Here is a 20,940-nt window from a genome sequence, read left to right as displayed (position 1 = left end):
GTCATGGCGACCGAACCCCTGGTCCGCGTGAAAGATCTCAGTGTGAGGTTCCCCGCCGAAGGCGGAGGGCATCGTGTAGTGGTGGACCGTGTAGGTTTCGAGATCGGCCCGGGAGAGGTGCTCGGCATCGTGGGGGAGTCCGGCTCCGGCAAGAGCCTGACGGCACTCTCGCTGCTGAAACTCGTGGACGAGCCGGGGGAGATCTCCGGCGGGCAGGTGCTGTTCGACGGCGCCGACGTCCTCACACTGCGGCAGACCGCCCTGCAGCGTGTCCGGGGTGGAGAAGTGGGGATGATCTTCCAGGAGCCGGCTCGCTCCCTCAACCCGGTCTTCACCATCGGCCGGCAGCTGACCGAGACGATCCGCGCCCACGAGTCCGTCTCGCGGGCCGAGGCCCGTGATCGCTCGGTGGAATGGCTCCGCCGGGTGGGACTTCCCGGAGCGGAGCGGATCATGCGCTCCTACCCTCACGAGCTGTCCGGTGGGATGCAGCAACGGGTGATGATCGCCGTCGCTCTCTGCTGCGGACCGCGGCTGCTCATCGCGGATGAGCCGACGACGGCGCTGGACGTCACCGTCCAGGCCCAGATCCTCGACCTGCTGCTGGAGCTTCGCGACGAGACGGGCATGGCCATGCTGTTCATCACGCACGATCTGGGCGTTATCGCCGAGGTCGCCGATTCAGTGCTGGTCATGTACGGCGGACGGACAGTGGAACGAGGAGACGTGTTCAGCATCTTCGAAAAGCCGGAACACCCCTATACGGAGGCACTGCTCAGTGCCCGCCCGCTGCTGGGTCAGCGGCTGGATCGCCTGCCCACGATTCCGGAGGACGTGCGCAGGCTGGCCGCGCAGGGTCATGAGGCCACGGGGGTGCACGCATGACGGGGAGTCCCGCGCCGGCGCTCCTCGAAGCGCGCGACATCGTGAAGGAGTTCCGCGCGCGAGGCAGCAGTCGCCGAGCGCCCCGGGAGACCGTGCGCGCCGTGGACGGGGTGAGCCTGAGCATCCGTGAGGGGGAGATGTTCGGACTGGTCGGTGAGTCGGGCAGCGGCAAGACGACCCTGGGCCAGGCCATCGTGCGGATGCACGAGCCGGATGCCGGTTCCGTGCGGTTCCGAGGCCAGGAGATCCTGGACCTGCCGCGCTCCGAACTCCGCGGACTCCGACGGCGGATGCAGTACGTGTTCCAGGACCCCTTCGGAGCGCTGAACCCGCGGCTGCGCATCGTCACCGCCATCGGCGAGCCGATGCGGACCCACGGCCTGGCGTCCCGCGACGACGAGCGGCAGCGGGTCATCGACGTGCTGGAACAGTGCGGGATGGGCGCGGACGCCCTGGACCGCTACCCGCATGAATTCTCCGGTGGGCAGCGCCAGCGGATCGTCATCGCGCGGGCGATGGCCCTGCAACCGGAGTTCGTCGTGGCGGACGAACCGGTCTCAGCCCTCGATGTCTCGGTGCAAGGCCAGATCGTGAACCTCCTCTGCGATCTGCGCGAAGAGCGACGGACTTCCTTCCTGTTCATCTCGCACGATCTGAGCGTGGTGGAGCACATGTGCACCTCCGTGGCGATCATGTACCGCGGGGCGATCGTGGAGCAGGGGAGCCGCGAACAGATCTTCGACGACCCACGCCACCCGTATACGCGGGAACTGCTGGACGCTGTGCCGATCGTGAACCCCCGGGAGCGCGGGCAGCGACGTCGGCGGGGCAGCGACCGGTCCTGGGACCTCCCCGGGGGACCGAGCCGCGAACTGCGGGATGTCGGAGGCGGCCACCTGGTGGCGCTGCCTGGGGAGTGAACGATTGCGAGCGCTGCGTCCGCCCCGCCATACACCAGGCGGCGTAACCGACTCTTTACGCGAACGTGATCTCCCGGAATCCAAGCGCCGTCCCGGGGGCCCTACGCTCACTTCAGCGGATGCGGCACATTGCACATGATGTGCCGCGCTTCATCGCTCCCCTGTCGCCAAGCGGTGGACAGGGGGTCCGATGGTCAGGCTCGACGGCGGCCACGCACCTCACGCACGGGGACGCTCGCGCGCCTCGGGTCGAGCCCCGACAGGGTTTCGGCTGGTGAGGCGACGTATTCGTTATCAGATCCTGACGCCAAAAGTGTGGCCTATGTCACATTGCTGGGAGTACGCTCTTGGAAGTGCTCGCGGATACACCACTGCGAGTGCATGAATCAGACCCTGATCTGGCGCGGAGGCCATTTATGTACAGGAAGAAAGCTCTTTCAGTCACGGCAGTTGCAGCGGTGGCGCTCGGCATGCTGATGTCCGGCTGCGCCAACCAGAGCGGCCCGGGCACCACGGCCACGTCAGGCGCCGACGGAGGCAAGGTGAACATCCCCGCGATCTCCAAGGTGGACGTCCCCTCGGCCGCGGTGCTCCCCGCAGGGGATGGCAAGGGCAAGTGTCCCGCCACCACCACGATCGCCTACGCCGGCGCGGAAACCGGTCCCAACGCCCAGCTGGGCATCAACATCTTCAACGGCATCCAGCTGGCCATCAACCAGCACAACGCCGCCAACCCCGGCTGCCAGGTGCAGTTCAAGAAATTCGACACGGAAGGCGATCCCAACAAGGCCACCGGTCCTGTCACGCAGATCGTGTCGGAAGCCGACATCATCGGCGTGGTCGGCTTGCCGTTCTCCGGGGAGTCCAAGGCCACGGGCAACATCTTCGAACAGAAGGGCCTGGTGCACATCACCCCCTCTGCCACCAACCCCAATCTGACCAAGAACGGCTGGACCACCTTCTTCCGTGCTCTGGGCAACGACGCCGTCCAGGGGCCGGCCGCAGCCAAGTTCCTGACGGACAAGCTGATGGCCAAGAAGGTCTACGTGGTGCAGGACGACTCCGACTACGGCATCGGCCTGGGAACCCAGACTTCGCAGGCACTCGGTTCGGCCATGGTCGGATCCGACAAGGTCGTCACCGGTCAGAAGGACTTCTCCGCGGTGATCTCCAAGATCATGAATTCCAAGGCCGACACGGTCTACTACGCCGGTTACTACGCCGAGGCCGCGCCGTTCGACCAGCAGCTGGTGGCCAAGGGCTTCACCGGATCCTTCGTGGGCCCGGACGGCGTGAAGGATGACCAGTTCATCAAGCAGGCCGGCGACGCGTCCTCCAACTCGTTCTTCACCTGCCCCTGCATCCCGGGCGAGCTGATCCCGAGCTTCGAATCCGAATACAAGAAGGTGGCCAACGCCGAACCCGGCACCTACTCCATTGAAGGCTACGACGCCGCCACCGTGCTGCTGTCGGGCATCGACCACGGCAAGCAGACCCGCGCGGATCTCCTCGCGTGGGTCAAGGCCTACGACGCCGATGGCCTGTCCAAGCACTACAAGTGGGACTCCACCGGCGAACTGGCGACTCCCGATGTTTACGGCTACAAGGTCGAAAACGGCAAGATCGCGCCGATCGGCGTGATCGGCAAGTAAGGTCGGCAGTTTCAACAGAGTGCTGGGGGTACGCAATCGTGTGCACCCCCAGCATTTCTCTTGATCACCTCAGGAAGCTCCTATGATCAGTGAAGCAATTCCCAGCCTCATCCACGCCGTGCCACTGGCAGTGCCCACGGACGACACCTGGATCACTTTCGACGTCGACTCCCTGGCCCAGAACTTCTGGAGCTCCACTTTCGACGGACTGACCTTCGGCGCCATCTACGCTCTGGTGGCCCTCGGCTACACCCTCGTGTACGGCGTCCTCAACCTCATCAACTTCGCTCACTCGGAAGTCTTCATCGTCGGCTGTTACGGCGTGTTCTTCACCCTCAGCGCGCTGAACTTCGGCCCGTCCGCACCTCATCTGCCGTTCTGGGCGATCGTGGGCAATCTCCTCCTGGCCCTCGTGGTGGCCATCATCGCCTCCGCCCTCACCGCCGTCGTCGTCGAGCGCGTGGCGTACAAGCCGCTGCGCAAACGCAAGGCGCCCCGGCTGGCGTTCCTCATCACCGCGATCGGTGTCTCCTTCGCGATCCAGTACCTCATCTACTGGTGGCGCGGCCCGAGCCCCGAAGCGGCACTCACCATGTTCCGCCCGCTGCCCATCTTCGATGTGTTCGGCACCATCATCGACTCCCAGCAATTGGTGATCATCATCGCCGCCGTCATCCTGATGGTGGCCACGGACCAGTTCATCCGGAAGTCGAAGACCGGCCGCGGCATCCGTGCCGTGGCCCAGGACCCGGACACGGCGACGCTCATGGGCGTCAACAAGGAGAAGATCATCCTCACCACCTTCGCGATCGGCGGGGTGCTGGCCGGTGCTGCGGCCCTGTTCTACGTCATGAAGATCCCGTCCGGTGTGCAGTACAACGGCGGTTTCATCCTGGGCGTCAAGGCGTTCGCCGCGGCGGTCCTGGGCGGCATCGGCAATGTGCGCGGCGCCCTTCTGGGTGGCCTGCTGATCGGTCTGATCGGCAACTACGGGCAGGTGCTGCTGGGCAGTTCCCAGTGGACCGACGTCGTGGCGTTCGTGGTGCTGGTCCTGGTATTGGTCGTGCGTCCCGAAGGCATCCTGGGAAGCTCGCTTGGAAAGAGTAAGGCATGAGCACCACAGACGGCCCGACCCTCATCCCCGACTCCGCCGCAGATCAGGCGATCGCTGACCGCGAAGCCAAGGGGCGCCGTCGTCGCGGCTGGTTCCCCGGCCTCGGCGACAAGTGGAACGCGCTCCCACGCCACGTCCAGTGGCTCTGGCTCATGGTGGTCGTGGTCATCGCGTACCTGCTGCCCATCCTGAACCCTCCGTTCATCACCACGGAACCCGGCAACAACTGGCAGATCGCCCTGGCGCAGATGTCCGTGTACGCTCTCGTCGCCGTGGGCCTGAACGTGGTGGTGGGCTACGCCGGTCTTCTGGACCTCGGCTATGTGGCCTTCTTCGCCGTGGGTTCCTACACGGCGGCCATGTTCACCAGCCCGGACTCGCCGTACCTCCATATTCCGTACCTGTGGACCCTCCCGCTGGCCATGGCGATCACCATGTTCTTCGGCGTGCTGCTGGGCGTGCCCACGCTGCGCCTCCGCGGTGACTACCTGGCCATCGTGACGCTCGGCTTCGGCGAGATCGTGCGCATTCTGGCCACCATCATCCCGGCCATGAAAGGCCAGGTGGGCTTCCAGAACGTGGGCCGTCCTCCGGGGACGGACGCCGACGGGCAGCCGATCTTCCTCAACTCGAACGGCACACCCTGGTACTGGCTCACGCTGACGATCATCATCATCGTGCTGCTTCTGGCCGGCAACCTGGAGCGCAGCCGTGTGGGCCGCGCCTGGATCGCCATCCGCGAGGATGAGGACGCCGCGGAGATCATGGGCGTTCCCACGTTCAAGTACAAGGTCTGGGCGTTCGCCATCGGCGCGTCCGTGGGTGGCCTGTCGGGTGCTCTGTTCGCCGGGCAGGTGGGCTTCGTGAACAATCAGAAGTTCGACATCGCCACATCCATCCTGTTCCTGGCCGCCGTCGTTCTGGGCGGCACGGGCAACAAGGTCGGCGCCGTCCTGGGCGGTGCCCTCGTGGCGTACATCCCGCTGAGATTCACGGCGATCGCGGAGTTCAAATACCTGATCTTCGGAGTGGCACTCGTGCTCATCATGATCTTCCGTTCGGGCGGCCTGCTCCCGGCGCGTCAGCGTCTGCTGGCGTACGGGCGGCTGGCGTACAACAAGCTGAAGGAACCTCCGACGGGCCGACGCGCCCAGGTGGACACGGACGGTGGGAAGGCGGCCGGCGATGAGTGAAGCGATCCAACCGGAGATCGACGTCGACGCCCTGAAGGAACAGGGTGTGGACCTCGAGGTGGCTGAGAAGGTCGCGCCGGAACGGGACATCTCGGTCAATGTGGGCGAGCCTCTGGTGCGGGTGGAGAACCTGACCATGAAGTTCGGTGGCCTGACGGCCCTGGACAAGGTCACGTTCGACATCAACCGCGGCGAGATCCTGGGTCTGATCGGCCCCAACGGCGCCGGGAAGACCACCTGTTTCAACGCCATGACGGGCGTGTACAAGCCGACGTCCGGGACGGTCACGCTGGAAGGCAAGCCTCTCAACGGCCTGCCCCAGCACAAGATCACCCGGCGCGGCCTGGCCCGCACGTTCCAGAACATCCGCCTGTTCGGCGAGATGACGGCCCTGGAAAACGTGGTGGTGGGACTGGACGCCCGGCACAAGACGAGCGTGGGGGGTGCTCTGCTTCGCCTTCCCACGCATATCCGGGAGGAGAAATCCGCCATCGAGCGCGGCATGGCGCTCCTGGAATTCGTCGGCATCGCGGATCACGCGCAGTACCTGTCCCGGCATCTGCCGTACGGCTACCAGCGGAGACTGGAGATCGCCCGCGCACTGGCCACGGACCCCAAGCTCCTGTGCCTCGATGAGCCGGCCGCCGGCTTCAACCCGGCGGAGAAGGAGGAGCTCATGGCGCTCATCCGGACCATCCGGGATGACGGCTACACGGTGCTGCTCATCGAGCACGACATGCGGCTGGTCATGGGGGTGACGGACCGCATCGTCGTGCTGGAGTTCGGCAAGAAGATCGCCGACGCCGTTCCCAAGGAGATCCGCGAGGACCCGAAAGTCATATCCGCCTACCTCGGGGAGCCTGAAGATGAGCTTGCTTGAGCTGAAGAACGTGTCCGTCCACTACGGGCGCATCCAGGCCATTCACAACATGTCCTTCGCTGTGGAGGAAGGGGAGATCGTCTCCCTGATCGGCGCCAACGGAGCCGGGAAGACCACCACCATGCGGACCGTGTCCGGACTGCTGAATCCGTCCTCCGGAAGCATCAGTTTCATGGGCAAGGACATCACGTCCATGAAGGCCCACCTGCGGGTGCTCCAGGGCATCTCCCAGGCGCCGGAAGGCCGCGGGATCTTCCCGGGGATGACGGTCATGGAGAACCTGGGCATGGGTTCGTACGGACGGAAGGACAGCTCCGGGATCGCCAAGGATCTGGAGCGGGTGTTCGACCTGTTCCCGCGCCTGAAGGAGCGGTCCAAGCAGTTCGGGGGCACCATGAGCGGTGGCGAGCAGCAGATGCTGGCCATCGGACGGGCTCTCATGTCCAACCCCAAGTTGCTGCTCCTGGATGAGCCGTCCATGGGTCTGGCCCCGCAGTTCATCCGCCAGATCTTCAAGATCGTCACGGAGATCAACAACCAGGGCACCACGGTGCTGCTGGTGGAGCAGAACGCCAATCAGGCCCTGGCCCGCTCGCACCGTGCGTTCGTCCTGGAGACCGGGTCCATCACGCATCAGGGGACCGGCAAGGAACTCATGGCCAACCCGGCCATCAAGGAGGCCTACCTGGGCGTCGCCTGACGTGGTCCTGAGCAGATATCTGCACAGAGGCCCCCGGACCCGTCGGGGTTCCGGGGGCCTCTGTGTTTCAGGGGCGACAGCGACGGCGAGCCGGGAGTGCGACCCGCCGTCAGCGCTGCTCGAGGATCCTCTTCAGGTCGGCGAGGTCTTTCGTGGTGGCGGCTTTCATCGCGAAGCTCATGAACGGTGTGAGGAGCACGCTGAATCCGGCCGGAGTGCCCGTGTTGCGCAGCGTCATCACGGTCGCGTCGCCCTCGGCCGACCAGGTGTAGGTCGTCTGCATCGGAAACGGGCCGTCAGCGGTCCGCATCGTCAGCGACCGTCCGGGTTCGTGCTCCGTGACCTCGTAGGTGTAGCTGAGGCGCCGGCCCAGGAAATGGGCCACGAAATCCATCTGCGAACCGACCCCGAACGGCGCCCCCGGGGCATGCAGTGCCACGGCCGTGATGTTCGAGTACCACTCAGGCGCGTTCAGCGGGTTGGCGGCGAATTCGGCGACGACGGCGGTGGGGCGGTTGATCAGCGTGCTGACGGAGATGTCGACGTGCACAGGTTCCTCAAGGGGTTGGTGGGCGGCGATCCAATGCGGTGGGTGGAAACGAAGCGGCCATGACCGCTGATCTCCGGCGCCGGATGCACATGGCGCGCTTTCGCCACTCTATGGCGCGCACGTGACCGCTGGTCAAGGGCGCGTGCTCGCGGAGGGGCGCCCGGCCCGGGACGCCGCGTCACATCCGTCCCGCCCGCGCGCTGTCACACGGCGCGCCGTCACGCCGCGCCTGTCACAATGGGGTGAGCCTTCGCCCCCAGTTCACGTCCGGGATGGCGGCCATGCAGAAAGGACTGCCCCGTGGGTGCACCCAAACCCAAAGTCCCCGCGGCGGACAACACGCTGCGGATCCTGAAGCTCCTCAGTTCACGCCGCGGTCCGCAGCCGGCCAGCGCCATCGCCACCGCCCTGGAACTGCCCCGCTCCACCGTGTACCAATTGCTGACGGTCCTGGAGGACCACGGGCTGGTCATGCATCTCAAGGAGGAGAAGCGCTACGGCCTGGGGCTGGGAGCCTTCGAACTCAGCAGCGCGTACAGCCGTCAGGAACCCATCTCCCGCCTGGGCCGGCCACTGCTCGCGGGCCTCGTCGATGCGATCGGGGAGAGCGCTCACCTGGCCGTCCTGCATGGGCGCGACGTCCTGTACATCGTGGAGGAACGTGCCAAGGGGCGCCCGTCCCTGGTGACCGACGTCGGCGTCCGGCTTCCGTCGCACCTGACCGCCAGCGGGCGCGCGATCCTCGCCGCCCTGCCGAAGCCCCAGGTCAGGGCCCTGTACCCGAATGCGGCCGCCTTCGTCTCACGGCACGAGACCACGAGCCCGATCTCCGGCTACTCCGCACTGTCCCGTCATCTGGACGACGTCCGGACGCGCGGCTTCGCCACCGAACACGGCGAGGTGACGCCCGGCTTCGGCTCCGTCGCGGCCGCCGTGACGGACCACCTGGGCTGGCCGACGGCGGCCATCGCGGTGACCTTCATCGAGGACCGGGTGCCGGTGGAGGAATGGCCCTCGCTTGCGGCACGCATCCAGAAGGTCGCGAACGAGCTGACCACCCGTCTGTACGGCCGCGCCAAGGGCTGAACCCGGCGCCTAGCCCCGGGACGTCGACGCCCGGGCGACCAGCCTGCTCGGGACTTCGACGTGCTCATGCTCGGGTGACCCACCCTCGATCAGCGCTCGCAGGGTGCGCCCGGCGGCCGCTCCCAGCTCCCCGGACGGCAGGCTCACGCTGGTGAGCGGCGGGCTCGTGTGCCGGGAGTACGGCAGGTCGTCGAAGCCCGCGACGGCGAGTCGCCGGGGCACGGCGACGCCCGCCTCGGCGGCGGCCCCCAGGATCCCGTACGCGTGGGTGTCCGTGCACCCGACCACCGCGGTCACCCCTGCCGCGCCCCACGCGGGCCACGCCTCCGCGAAGGCCTCCGCTGCGGCGTCGATGTCCGTCAGCGAGGCCGCGCCGTCCAGCACCTCGAGCCCCAGCTCAGCGGCGGTTTCACGGAACGCTTCGCGGCGGACCCGGAAGGTCGCGGCGTCGATGGTGCTGTCCAGGTACCCCATGTTCCGGTGGCCCTGGGAAGCGAGGTGCCGGGCGAGTTGAGCGGCGCCGTCGGCCACGTCGAGATTGACGCTGGGCAGGCCGCCCTGAAGCCCGGGGGCGTCCAGGAGCACGGCGCGGGTGCCCGGGGGAAGAGCCGCGACCAATTCGGCGTTCGGCGCGTCGATGAGGAAGCCGGCCGGGCGCAGCGAGAGCAGTTTGCGGATCGTGGCCGGGTCGATCTGGCGACCCGGGCCGCCGACCGAGAGCAGCAGTTCGTAGCGGTCGCCGAGCGCCGCCCGGGCCTCGGAGATCAGCTCGGCGTAGAACGGGTTCGCGATGTCCGTGGCCACGAGCACCACCACGGGGCTGAATCCCTTGGACAGCGTGCTGCCCGCGGTGTCCACCACATAGCCGAGGCGTTCGACGGCGGCCCGCACCTTCTCGCGATTGGCGGCGGAGATGCGTCCCTGGGCTTTGCCGCTGACCACGAGCGACACCGTCGCGGTGGAGACCCCGGCTTCGCGGGCGACCATGGCGGCCGTGACCCGGCCGGCGCCCGGGGTTCCGGCGGACGGGATTCCGGCCGACGGCGTTCCGGCGTCCGCGGCCCCGGCGGCGCCGACCCCCGCGGCACCCGCGCGGCGGCGAGGCAGGGGGTTCGCGGCGTCGTCGTCCATGCGCTCCATCTTAGGCGAGGGGAGGCGCTCCGGAACGCAACGCATCAAGCGTTTGACGTTAAGCGTTTGACGTCGCTCCGTGAACGGTGTCACACTCCTTGGTGTACCCCTGCCGCCACCCCGGCGGCCCGCCCCCGACGACGTGGAGCAACCATGCCTCTTGTCACCGCAGACAACAGCCCTCGCAAGATCATCCTGGACTGCGACCCGGGCCATGACGACGCCGTCGCCATGCTCCTGGCGCACGGCAATCCGGACATCGAACTCCTGGCGGTGACCACCGTGGTGGGCAACCAGACTCTGGAGAAGGTCACGCGCAACGCGCTCTCCGTGGCGACGATCGCCGGCATCACCGGCGTCCCCTTCGCCGCAGGCTGCGCCCGCCCGCTGGTGCGCACCATCGAGACCGCGCCGGACATCCACGGGGAGAGCGGTCTGGACGGCCCGGCCCTGCCTGAGCCCGCCTTCGGCCTGGATGAGCGCCACGCGGTGGACCTCATCATCGACACGATCATGGCCCATGAACCGGGCACCGTGACCCTGGTGCCCACGGCCGGTCTGACCAACATCGCCCTGGCGGCCCGCAAGGAGCCGCGCATCGTGGAGCGTGTCCGCGAGGTCGTCCTCATGGGCGGCGGTTACCACGTCGGCAACTGGAGCGCCGTCGCCGAGTTCAACATCAAGATCGACCCCGAGGCCGCCCACATCGTCTTCAACGAATCCTGGCCCGTCGTCATGGTCGGCCTCGACCTGACCCACCAGGCCCTGGCCACGCCGGACGTCGTGGAGCGCATCGCCGCGATCGGCACCAAGCCGGCCCAGTTCGTCGTCGAGCTCATGGACTTCTTCGCCGCCACCTACAAGGACGCCCAGGGCTTCGACTTCCCGCCCGTCCACGACCCGTGCGCCGTCGCCTACGTCATCGACCCCACGGTCATGACCACGCAGCGCGTCCCTGTGGACATCGAGCTCAACGGCACGCTGACCCTCGGCATGACCGTCGCCGACTTCCGCGCTCCCGCGCCGGAGGACTGCACCACCTCCGTTGCGGTCGACCTGGACCGGGAGAAGTTCTGGAATCTCGTCATCGACGCCATCCAGGCCATCGGTGAGCCCGAGCAGGCGGGAGCCGCCGCATGAGCACCACCACCGTCACCAAGTCCGGGCCCGGCGTCGGCGTCCTGACCGCCGCGCTGCTGACCGCCTGCATCGCCTTCCAGCTCAACGCCTCCATGCTCAGCCCCGCGCTGGTGTCCATGGAGCACGAGCTGCACACGGACCAGGCCACCATCGGCCTCAGCCAGACCTGGTTCTTCACCGCCGCGGCGCTGTTCTCCCTGTTCCTGCCGCGTCTGAGTGACATCGTGGGCCGCAAGCGCGTCCTGGTGGGCATGATGGCGCTCATGGCGATCGGTTCGGTCATCGCCGCCGTCGCCCCTGACGTCAGCTGGGTCTTCGTGGGCCGTATCATCCAAGGCGTCTCCGGCCCCACGGTCCCGCTGTGCCTGCTCATGCTGCGCTCCGCCGTCACGGATCCGCGCCGCTACGGCTCGCTCATGGGCCTCATCACGGCGGTCAACGGCGGCGTGGCCGGCGTCGACTCCTTCGTCGGCGGCTTCTTCACCGAGCACTACGGCTTCCGCAGCCTCTTCTGGATCATGACGGCCCTCGCCGTCGTGGCCGCGGTGCTCGTCCTGGTCCTGGCCCCCGAATCCAAGCCGCAGGCGGGCACCCGGATGGACTGGGCGGGCGTGTTCTTCATCGTGGTGGCCGTGGGCGCGGTGCTGACGGCGCTCAACTCGGCGGCGGGTCTCGTCTCCGCGTTCGACGCCGGCACCCTCACCTTCTCGATCGTCCTCGCCGTGGTGGGCGTGGCCGCCTTCATCGGCTTCTGGACCGTGGAGAAGCGCACCGCGCAGCCGATGGTCGAGATCGCCCACCTGCGCCAGCGCTCCATGTGGGCGCTGCTGCTCACCACCACGCTGACCATGACCGGCATCTTCGCGGTCATCAACGGCATCGTCCCGGCCTTCGTGCAGGCTGCCTCCCCGGGCTTCTCCGTGGGCCCGACCGAGATGTCCCTCATGATCCTCACCCCGTACGCCCTGCTCGGCTGGCTGGTGGGCCCCTTCAGCGGGCGTCTCGCCCCCGTCCTCGGTTACCGGCGGACCCTGCACCTGGGCATGACCGGCAGCGTGGTGGCCCTGGCCGTCATCGCGTTCTTCGGACTCGGCAGCCTGCCCGTCATGATCATCGCCACGGCGCTGCTCGGCATCGCCTACGCTGGCACCGTGAACATCATGCTCAACGGCCTCGGAGTCGTGCTCTCCCCGAAGAGCAACCCCGGCTTCCTGCCCGGCATGAACGCCGGCGCCTTCAACCTCGGCGCCGGTCTGAGCTTCCTGGTGCTGCCCGCGGTGCTCCAGGCGACGCAGTCCCTGTCCGACCCGAAGCTCTCCTACCTCACGGTGGTGCTCACGGGTCTGGTCATCACCCTGGCCGCGTTCGCCGCGTCCTTCCTCATCCCCCGTCCCGCAGAAGCCGAGGTGCAGTCGTGAGTCATGTGGTCGTGGTCGGTTCGCTCAATGCGGATCTGACCCTGTACGCCGAGCGGATGCCGCTGCCGGGCGAAACCGTGCTCGGCACGGACTTCGTCATTCAGCCCGGCGGCAAGAGCGCCAACCAAGCGGTCGCCGCAGCACGGCTCGGCGCGGACGTCCGGCTCATCGGGGCCGTGGGCGATGACGCGAACGGCGCCATGCTGCTCGGCTCCGCACGCGGTTCCGGGGTGGACGTCGCGGCGGTGCGCCGGATCGAGGGCGTGCCGACGGGCGTCGCCGGCATCACGGTGGACGCGCAGGGCGAGAACAGCATCGTGATCGTGGCCGGGGCCAACGGGGAACTGTCCCCGCAGGACGTCGAGCAGGCGTCCTCGGTGTTCGACGGCGCCGCGGCGGTCTGCCTGTGCCTGGAGGTCTCGCAGGAGACGGTGCTCTCGGCGGCCCGGGCGGGCCGCGCGGCCGGAGTCTCGGTCATCCTGAATCTCTCCCCGTTCGCCCCGATCCAGGAGGATCTCGTGGCAGCCACGGACATCCTCCTGGTCAATGCTCATGAGGCCGGTCAGCTGCTGGGCCGTGAGGCCCCCGCCGCCGAGGGCGAGGACTGGTCCGCGGTGGCGGACGCCTTCGCCGGGGCCGGGTTCCACCGGGTCCTGGTGACGCTGGGCGCGCAGGGCGTCGTGGTGCTGGACGGCGCCGGTTCTGCTCAGGAAGTCACCATTGAGCGGATCGCGGCCACCCGCATCGAGCCCGTGGACACCACCGGCTCGGGCGACGCGTTCACCGGTGGACTCGCCACCCGGCTAGCCGCGGGGGATTCCCTCGTCGAGGCCGCGCGGTACGCCTCGGTGGCCGCGGCTCACGCGGCCACCGGCCGGGGTGCGCAGGCGTCCTACGGCACGGACGCCGACGTCGTCGCGCTCCGCGACCGCTGAACCGCTCTCCTTCAGCCTCACGAACCGCCCGCATTCACGAACCGCACTGAAAGGCCGCTCATGGACACCACTCCCGTCTACCTCGATTGCGACACCGGGATCGACGACGCCTTGGCCATCGCCTATCTGCTCGCCTCGCCGCGGGCGGAGCTGCTGGGCGTCGGGACGGTGAGCGGCAACAGCGAGGCCGCGCAGTGCGCCCGCAACACCCTGGATCTGCTGGCCCTCGCCGGTCGTCCGGACATCCCGGTCGCCGTCGGCTGCCACGACTTCCAGGCGGCGGCCTACGGCGGCGGATCTCCACACGTGCACGGCGACAACGGCCTGGGCGGGGTCGAGTTGCCACGCGCCGAGCGGGAGCCCGAGGCGGAATCCGCCGCGGAGATGCTCATCCGGCTGGCGCGCGAGCAGGAGGGCAAGCTGCACGTCATCGCCGTCGCGCCGCTGACGAATCTGGCGGACGCGCTCCGGCGGGAGCCCCGTCTGCCGGAGATGGTGGCCCACGTGACCATCATGGGCGGCGCGGCGCTCGCCCCGGGGAACATCACCGCGGCGGCGGAGGCGAACATCTTCCATGATCCCGAGGCGGCCGCCGAGGTGCTGGCCGCGCCGTGGCCCGTGACTCTGGTGCCCTTGGACGTCACCATGACCGAGGTGATGGAGGAGGAGCACCGGCGACGGCTCCTCGACTCCGGAAAGGCGGTCCCCGAGGTTCTCGCCCGCATGCTGGAGCACTACTTCGAGTTCTACCGGGGGATCTTCGGCCGGCCGTCTTCGGCCATGCACGACCCGCTCGCCGCGGCCATCGCCCTGGACGAGGTGTCGGTGACGCTCGGACCGGTGGTGCGGGTCGCCGTCGAGACCGGGCAGGGCCCCGCGCGCGGCGCCACGGTCTGTGACCTGCGCGGACGGTACCGCGGGAACGGCGACCAGGACGGCGCCACGTGCCACGTGGTCCTCGAGGCGGAACCGGGCTTCCCGGACGCCCTGGTGGACGGGATCCTGCGGGCGTTCTGACGCTGGGGTTTCCCCGGCCTGACGGACATTCCCCGGCGCTCCGGTGCCGGGGAATGTCCGTTTAACGGGGGATTCGCCTCCGGAAGCGGCATGTCCGGGATCCCGGACATGACCCCCGGAAAGCCCCTATGGGCGGGCTCACAAGTGCGGTGTCATTGAAGGGAAGCACAGCACCGCACCCGGAACGGCAAGGACGCCCCCGGCGAGGTGCCCCCAGGGATGACGGCCTCGCGCCGGACCCTGAGGTCCCGAACCACTGGCCACACAAGGAGTCACCATGGCACCCGCCGATTTCACCACCGGAACCCGCCCGGTCAAGGCGCCCCGCGGCACCGAGATCTCCGCCAAGAGCTGGCAGACCGAAGCGCCCCTGCGCATGCTCATGAACAACCTGGACCCCGAGGTCGCCGAGCACCCCGAAGACCTCGTGGTCTACGGCGGCACCGGCCGCGCCGCCCGCTCCTGGAAGGCGTTCGACGCCATCACGGAGACTCTGAAGGACATGGAGGAGGACGAGACCCTCTTGGTCCAGTCCGGCAAGCCGGTCGGTGTCTTCCGCACCAACAAGTGGGCCCCGCGAGTGCTCATCGCCAACTCCAATCTGGTGGGCGACTGGGCCACCTGGCCCGAATTCCGCCGCCTCGAGGCCGAGGGCCTCATGATGTACGGCCAGATGACCGCCGGTTCCTGGATCTACATCGGCACCCAAGGCATCCTCCAGGGCACCTACGAGACCTTCGCCGCCCTCGGCAACAAGCTCATCGCCGCAGGCCGCGCCGACGGCGGTCAGGGAGAGGGCCGCGAGCACGAGGGTCCGCTGGCCGGCACCTTCACCCTGACCGGCGGCTGCGGCGGCATGGGTGGCGCTCAGCCGCTCGCCGTCACCCTGAACGACGGCGCCTGCCTGATCGTCGACGTCGACGAGACCCGCCTGCGCCGCCGTGTCGGCAAGCGCTACCTGGACGAGGTGGAGACCGATCTGGACACCGCCATCGCCAAGGTCCTCAAGGCCAAGGAGGAGCGCCGCGGCTGGTCCGTGGGCTACGTGGGCAACGCCGCCGAGGTCTTCCCCGAGATCCTGCGCCGCCACCAGGCGGGCGAGTTCGTCGTCGACGTCGTGACCGACCAGACCTCCGCGCACGATCCGCTGTCCTACCTGCCCGAGGGCATCACCGTGGACGAGTGGAAGCGCGAGGCCGAGGGCGACCCCGAGGGCTTCACCAAGAAGGCCCAGGTCTCCATGGCCCGCCACGTCCAGGCGATGGTCGAGTTCCAGGATGCCGGCGCCGAGGTCTTCGACTATGGCAACTCCATCCGCGACGAGGCCCGCAAGGGCGGCTACGAGCGCGCCTTCGAATTCCCCGGCTTCGTCCCGGCCTACATCCGCCCGCTCTTCTGCGAGGGCCTCGGCCCGTTCCGCTGGGTCGCCCTCTCCGGCGATCCCGAGGACATCCGCGTCACCGACGAGGCCATCAAGGAACTGTTCCCGGACAACAAGCACCTGCACAAGTGGATCGACGCCGCTCAGGAGCGAGTGGAGTTCGAGGGGCTCCCGGCCCGCATCTGCTGGCTCGGCTACGGTGAGCGTCACCAGGCCGGGCTGCTCTTCAACAAGCTGGTGGCCGAGGGCAAGGTCAAGGCCCCGATCGTCATCGGCCGTGACCACCTCGACTCCGGTTCCGTGGCCTCCCCGTACCGCGAGACCGAGGCCATGAAGGACGGCTCCGACGCGATCGCCGACTGGCCGCTGCTGAACGCCCTGACCGCGGCCTCCTCCGGCGCCACCTGGGTCTCCATCCACCACGGTGGCGGTGTCGGCATCGGCCGCTCCATCCACACCGGTCAGGTCTCCGTGGCCGACGGCACCGAGCTGGCCGCCGCCAAGCTCACCGCGCTGCTGACCAACGATCCGGGCATGGGCGTCATCCGCCACGTCGACGCCGGCTACGAGCGTGCCATCGAGGTCGCCGCCGAGCGCGGCGTCCGCATTCCGATGCAGGGCTGACCCGCATCCTCCATCCATCGCTCCGTAGGTGTCGTTTTGAGGGCTCAGAACGACAACTACGGAGCAGTCGATCCAGACTTTTTGAAGAGAGACCTCACATGACCATCACCACTTCCGAGACCACGGTCGTCCTCAACTCCGCCGGCGTGACCGCGGAGGACGTCCTCGCCGTCGCGCGCCACGGCGCTCAGATCACCATCTCCCAGGAGGCCCTGGACAACGTGTCCAAGGTCCGCGCCCACATCGACGAACTGGCCGTCAGCGACACCCCCGCGTACGGCATCTCCACCGGCTTCGGCGCGCTGGCCAATCGCCACATCCCCAACGACCTGCGCACCCAGCTGCAGAAGTCGCTGATCCGCAGCCACGCCGCGGGCATGGGACCCGCCGTCGAGCGTGAAGTCGTCCGCGCCATCATGTTCCTGCGCGCCAAGACCATGGCGTCCGGCCGCACCGGCGTCCGCGCCGAGGTCCTCGAGACCTTCGTCAAGGTCCTCAACGCCGGCATCACCCCGCTGGTCCGCGAATTCGGCTCGCTGGGCTGCTCCGGCGATCTCGCGCCGCTGTCGCACTGCGCCCTCGTGGTCATGGGCGAAGGCGAAGCAACCGGTCCTGACGGCGAGCTCTACGGCGTCGCCGGCCGTCCGTCCGTCGCGGAACTCCTCGCCGAGCACGGCATCGAGCCGGTCACGCTCGCCGAGAAGGAGGGCCTGGCCCTCGTGAACGGCACCGAGGGCATGCTCGGCATGCTGCTCATGGCCATCGCGGACCTGCGTAATCTCATGACGACGGCGGACATCACCGCCGCGCTCAGCGTCGAGGCGCTGCTCGGCACCGACCAGGTGTTCCTCCCGGAGCTGCACGCCGCCCTGCGCCCGCACCCGGGCCAGGCCGCCAGCGCCGACAACATGCTGCGCGTCCTGTCCGACTCGCCGATCGTCGCCTCGCACAAGGTGGGCGATTCCCGCGTGCAGGACGCGTACTCGCTGCGCTGCGCCCCGCAGGTGGCCGGCGCCGTCCGCGACACCGTGACCCACGCCGAGCTGGTCGCCACCCGCGAGCTCGCCGCCGCGATCGACAACCCGGTGGTGCTGCCCGACGGCCGCGTGTCCTCCAACGGCAACTTCCACGGCGCCCCGGTGGCGTACGTGCTGGACTTCCTGTCCATCGCCGTGGCGGATCTGTCCTCCATCGCCGAGCGCCGCACCGACCGCATGCTGGACCCGGCCCGCTCCCACGGCCTGCCCGCCTTCCTGGCCGGCGACCCGGGCGTGGACTCCGGCCTGATGATCGCGCAGTACACGCAGGCCGGCCTGGTCTCGGACAACAAGCGCCTGGCCGTTCCGGCGTCCGTGGACTCCATCCCGAGCTCCGCCATGCAGGAGGACCACGTGTCCATGGGCTGGCACGCCGCTCGCAAGCTCCGCAAGGCCATCGAGAACCTCCGCCGTGTTCTGGCCATCGAGCTGGTGACCAGCTGCCGCGCCCTGGACATCCGCACTCAGCTCTCCGAGGGTGAGCTGACCCCCGGCCCGGCCGGCACCGCCGTGCTCGAGGTGCTGCGCGCCGTCGTCGAGGGCCCGGGAGTCGACCGCTTCCTCTCGCCGGAGCTGGAGGCCGCTGACAAGCTCGTGGGCGCCGGTGCCATCCGCGACGCCGCCGAGAAGGCCGTGGGTCCGCTGGCCTGATTCCGGGCTGCCCTTCCCGCTGAAACAGTGGTTTTCCGACGAAACAGTGTGTTTTCCACGCGGTTTCGTCGGAAAACCACTGTTTCAGCGTTTAAGGACCCCCTGGATTCCGTGACCAGACTGCCCGGTTGGCAAAATATATAGACTGGTCTATTATTTTCCTATGCCATCCAAAGGAACCCTCACCAAGGCACGGCTCGCCGAGTCCATGCTCGAACTCATTCAGACCAGCGGTTACAGCGGCACGGGACTGAATGCCGTGATCGAACACGCCGCAGCGCCCAAGGGCTCGGTCTACTTCCACTTCCCGGACGGGAAGGAGGGGCTGGGCGTCGCCGCGATCGAACTCGCCGCGGCGCAGTTCGGCACGCTCATCGCCGAAGCGGCTGCCACTGCGGGAGGTCCTGGCGAAGCCGCGCGCACCGCGATCGAGGCCCTGGCGGCCATCGTCGGCGAGAGCGACTTCCGTCTCGGCTGCCCCGTCTCCGTGGTGACCCTGGAGATGGGCGCCGACAGCGAACGGCTGCGGCAGGCTTGCGCCACCGCGTTCGAGTCGTGGATCGCGCCGACGGCGGCCCTGCTCGAAAGTGCCGGACTCGACGCCGAGGGGGCCCGCGCGCTGGCCACCGTCGTCGTCTCGACCACTGAGGGCGCGGTCATCGTCTCCCGCGCCACGCGGAGCATTCAGCCCCTGCTCACGGCCGCCGACGTCGTGGCCGAGCTCATCGACCAGCGTCTCCAGGCCGTGGGAGGTGCACGATGAGTTCGCACGGAGCATCCCGCCAGGCACTGGTCTTCGGCGCCTCGGGCCTGATCGGCCGGCACCTGGTCCTGACCCTCGCGCGGGCCGGCGCCAATGTGACGGCGGCGGTCCGGAGTGCCGGGTCGGCGGAGCGGGTCCAGCAGTGGCTCACGGACCACGGCCTGACGCAGCACGTCAGCACGGTGATCGCCGATTTCGCCGCCCCGGAGATCGTCGCCGGAGGGCCCGGGGCGCTGCCCCACATCACCGAGATCCACAACTGCGCCGGGTCCTTCCGGTTCGGCATGTCCGCCGAGGAGGCACGCAGCGCGAACGTCGGCATCGTCGAGAAGCTGATCGACTTCGCCGCGGGCCTCCCCAAGCTGCAGCGGCTGGTCCACATCTCCGGGTACCGCGTCGGCGGGCAGGACCCGGCCGCCGTGCCGTGGTCAGAGGAGCGCCGCGCGGCGGTCTACCGGGAACTCGGCGGCTACGAGGCCTCCAAGGTGGAGTCCGACGCGATCTTCCAGGCCCTCGCCCTCGAGCGAGGAGTCCCGTGGACGATCATGAACCCGGCCACCGTGATCGGCGACAGCGAGACCGGGGAATCGGATCAGATCATCGGCCTGGCGCGGAACATCGAGCAGCTCTGGGACGGCACCGCCGCCGCGCTCCCCGCGGGGAACTCCACCTTCGTCCCGGTGCTGACGGTCGACTACCTGGCGTCCTTCATGGCTGCGGCCGCGATCGATCCCCAGGCCCTGAACAAGGCCTTCTGGGTGCTCGACGACGCCACCCCGCCGCTCGCGGACCTGCTCACGCACGTGGGGCGTCATCTCGGAAGCAAGGTCCCCTGGTTGAGGGTGCCCGTGGGTGTCATCAAACGGCTCCCGCAGAGCGTCACCCAGGCGGATCCCGAGACCCTCGGCTTCCTGTCGGCTGACCGCTACCCGACCGGGTCCGCCGTCGAGCTGGCCGCGCGGAACGGACTCCGCATGCCCGAGGTGCTCCGGTCCCTCGACCGTTGGGCCGACCACCTGGCCGCGCACCGTTTCGGGGCCGACATGGCTGAGGACCGCCGGTTCGTGGACGCGGCCGGAGTGCGGACCTTCGAACTCGGCGACCGCGAGGCCTCCCGCGTGATCCTGCCCGGTCTTCCGGTCAATGCCGACACCTGGGCCGGAGTCGCCGCGGGCAGCGGCGCGCGGGCCGTCGACCTGCCGGGCCTCGGCCTCAGCGGCGGGAACGGCGTCCGGGACTGGGAGGAGTGGCTGCCGGAACTGCTCCGCGGCGACGACGTCGACCTCATCGGCCATTCGATCGGCTCGGCTGCGGCGGTGCTCGCCGCCGCGCGCTTCCCGGAGCGGGTCCGGTCGCTGACGCTGGTCGCGCCGTTCTTCCTCCAGGCGCCGGGTGGCTTCCCGGCGGTGCTGAGGCCGTTCGTCAGCGCGTACCTGCGGCGCAGTAGCCCGGCGAGCCTGTCCCGCCGCCTGACCGGTTCGGAGGCGAGTGCCGCGGCTCTCGAGAGCAGCGTCAGCGACCTCAAGCGCGGCACGGCTCCGCGAGTGGCCGCACAGCTCGCCCTCGCCGGGTCGAAGCGCTGGCGTGCCGAGCTCCGTGATGCGCTGGGGCGCTTCACCGGTCCGGTCAGGATCATCACGGGCAGCGAGGACCCGCTCTCGCAGGAGGCGGTGGAGGAGCTCGGCTCTCGCCCGAACGTGGAGCTGCTCACCGTGCCCGGTGCGGGCCACCACCCGCAGCTGACTCATGCTGATTCCCTGATCGGGTTGCTGCAGGGCACCCGGGTCTGAGGTGGCGCGGGCGGCCCGGCTGGCCTTCGCGGGCCCGGCCCGCCCCGCCGACCGGGCCCCCGCCGGCCCGGCC

At 68.7% G+C, this 20,940-nt stretch carries 18 protein-coding genes; 16 read left to right on the top strand and 2 right to left on the bottom strand.

Annotated elements, in window-relative coordinates; translation table 11 throughout:
* Nucleotides 1–3 precede the first annotated feature (3 nt).
* The 7 genes from AB4Y75_RS11680 (at nucleotide 4) to AB4Y75_RS11650 (ending at nucleotide 7,344) form a co-directional block, all read left to right on the top strand.
* Entirely contained in the window at nucleotides 4–885 is an 882-nt protein-coding gene (locus AB4Y75_RS11680; protein WP_441436051.1) for an ABC transporter ATP-binding protein, read from the top strand.
* The gene (locus AB4Y75_RS11675) at nucleotides 882–1,805 is read left to right on the top strand and encodes an ATP-binding cassette domain-containing protein (protein WP_441436050.1); all 924 of its coding nucleotides are present in this window, start codon (nucleotides 882–884) and stop codon (nucleotides 1,803–1,805) included. Before AB4Y75_RS11680 ends, AB4Y75_RS11675 begins: the two co-directional genes overlap by 4 nt.
* Before the next feature lie 416 nt (nucleotides 1,806–2,221).
* Nucleotides 2,222–3,457 carry a branched-chain amino acid ABC transporter substrate-binding protein gene (locus AB4Y75_RS11670; protein ID WP_441436049.1) on the top strand — a complete coding sequence of 412 codons (1,236 nt, stop codon included), beginning with the start codon at nucleotides 2,222–2,224 and terminating at the stop codon, nucleotides 3,455–3,457.
* Between the two features lie 82 nt (nucleotides 3,458–3,539).
* Nucleotides 3,540–4,571 (top strand): branched-chain amino acid ABC transporter permease, encoded by a 1,032-nt coding sequence (locus tag AB4Y75_RS11665; protein ID WP_441436048.1) that lies wholly within the window; start codon nucleotides 3,540–3,542, stop codon nucleotides 4,569–4,571.
* Complete coding sequence (locus AB4Y75_RS11660) at nucleotides 4,568–5,764, top strand: branched-chain amino acid ABC transporter permease (protein ID WP_441436047.1); 1,197 nt, start codon at nucleotides 4,568–4,570, stop codon at nucleotides 5,762–5,764. The genes AB4Y75_RS11665 and AB4Y75_RS11660 overlap by 4 nt, the downstream gene beginning before the upstream one ends.
* Nucleotides 5,757–6,644 carry an ABC transporter ATP-binding protein gene (locus AB4Y75_RS11655; RefSeq protein ID WP_441436046.1) on the top strand — a complete coding sequence of 296 codons (888 nt, stop codon included), beginning with the start codon at nucleotides 5,757–5,759 and terminating at the stop codon, nucleotides 6,642–6,644. The genes AB4Y75_RS11660 and AB4Y75_RS11655 overlap by 8 nt, the downstream gene beginning before the upstream one ends.
* Nucleotides 6,631–7,344, top strand: coding sequence for an ABC transporter ATP-binding protein (locus AB4Y75_RS11650; RefSeq protein ID WP_441436045.1), 714 nt, complete (start codon nucleotides 6,631–6,633; stop codon nucleotides 7,342–7,344). The genes AB4Y75_RS11655 and AB4Y75_RS11650 overlap by 14 nt, the downstream gene beginning before the upstream one ends.
* A 109-nt stretch (nucleotides 7,345–7,453) precedes the next feature.
* On the opposite strand, the gene AB4Y75_RS11645 is transcribed toward AB4Y75_RS11650, so the two are convergent.
* The gene (locus tag AB4Y75_RS11645; protein ID WP_441436044.1) at nucleotides 7,454–7,894 is read right to left on the bottom strand and encodes an SRPBCC family protein; all 441 of its coding nucleotides are present in this window, start codon (nucleotides 7,892–7,894) and stop codon (nucleotides 7,454–7,456) included.
* A 300-nt stretch (nucleotides 7,895–8,194) separates the two neighbouring features.
* Here AB4Y75_RS11645 and AB4Y75_RS11640 point away from each other — a divergent pair, with 300 nt between their 5' ends.
* On the top strand, nucleotides 8,195–8,980 hold the full coding sequence (locus AB4Y75_RS11640) for an IclR family transcriptional regulator (protein WP_441436043.1): 786 nt from the start codon (nucleotides 8,195–8,197) through the stop codon (nucleotides 8,978–8,980).
* A 9-nt stretch (nucleotides 8,981–8,989) separates the two neighbouring features.
* Here the strand turns inward: AB4Y75_RS11640 and AB4Y75_RS11635 are convergent, their stop codons facing one another.
* Complete coding sequence (locus tag AB4Y75_RS11635) at nucleotides 8,990–10,111, bottom strand: LacI family DNA-binding transcriptional regulator (protein WP_441436042.1); 1,122 nt, start codon at nucleotides 10,109–10,111, stop codon at nucleotides 8,990–8,992.
* A 153-nt stretch (nucleotides 10,112–10,264) separates the two neighbouring features.
* Here AB4Y75_RS11635 and uriH point away from each other — a divergent pair, with 153 nt between their 5' ends.
* The 8 genes from uriH to AB4Y75_RS11595 all read left to right on the top strand — a co-directional run bounded on the left by uriH (nucleotide 10,265) and on the right by AB4Y75_RS11595 (nucleotide 20,867).
* Nucleotides 10,265–11,251 carry a uridine-preferring nucleoside hydrolase UriH gene (uriH, locus tag AB4Y75_RS11630; RefSeq protein WP_441436041.1) on the top strand — a complete coding sequence of 329 codons (987 nt, stop codon included), beginning with the start codon at nucleotides 10,265–10,267 and terminating at the stop codon, nucleotides 11,249–11,251.
* Nucleotides 11,248–12,669: a uridine transporter UriT gene (uriT, locus tag AB4Y75_RS11625; RefSeq protein WP_441436040.1), complete on the top strand. Its 1,422-nt coding sequence runs from the start codon at nucleotides 11,248–11,250 to the stop codon at nucleotides 12,667–12,669. Before uriH ends, uriT begins: the two co-directional genes overlap by 4 nt.
* Entirely contained in the window at nucleotides 12,666–13,604 is a 939-nt protein-coding gene (locus AB4Y75_RS11620) for a ribokinase (protein WP_441436039.1), read from the top strand. The genes uriT and AB4Y75_RS11620 overlap by 4 nt, the downstream gene beginning before the upstream one ends.
* A 60-nt stretch (nucleotides 13,605–13,664) precedes the next feature.
* Nucleotides 13,665–14,621 (top strand): nucleoside hydrolase, encoded by a 957-nt coding sequence (locus AB4Y75_RS11615; protein WP_441436038.1) that lies wholly within the window; start codon nucleotides 13,665–13,667, stop codon nucleotides 14,619–14,621.
* Nucleotides 14,622–14,898: 277 nt separating this feature from the next.
* Nucleotides 14,899–16,626, top strand: coding sequence for a urocanate hydratase (locus AB4Y75_RS11610; RefSeq protein WP_441436037.1), 1,728 nt, complete (start codon nucleotides 14,899–14,901; stop codon nucleotides 16,624–16,626).
* Nucleotides 16,627–16,724: 98 nt separating this feature from the next.
* On the top strand, nucleotides 16,725–18,314 hold the full coding sequence (hutH, locus tag AB4Y75_RS11605) for a histidine ammonia-lyase (protein ID WP_441436036.1): 1,590 nt from the start codon (nucleotides 16,725–16,727) through the stop codon (nucleotides 18,312–18,314).
* 163 nt (nucleotides 18,315–18,477) lie between these two features.
* Entirely contained in the window at nucleotides 18,478–19,077 is a 600-nt protein-coding gene (locus AB4Y75_RS11600; RefSeq protein WP_441436035.1) for a TetR/AcrR family transcriptional regulator, read from the top strand.
* Complete coding sequence (locus tag AB4Y75_RS11595) at nucleotides 19,074–20,867, top strand: alpha/beta fold hydrolase (RefSeq protein WP_441436034.1); 1,794 nt, start codon at nucleotides 19,074–19,076, stop codon at nucleotides 20,865–20,867. The genes AB4Y75_RS11600 and AB4Y75_RS11595 overlap by 4 nt, the downstream gene beginning before the upstream one ends.
* The last annotated feature ends 73 nt before the right edge of the window (nucleotides 20,868–20,940 follow it).

It is taken from the genome of Arthrobacter sp. RAF14, assembly GCF_052114185.1.
Lineage (GTDB): Bacteria > Actinomycetota > Actinomycetes > Actinomycetales > Micrococcaceae > Arthrobacter_E.
Note: the sequence above shows the minus strand (reverse complement) of the source record. Positions and strands in the feature narration are given on the sequence as shown.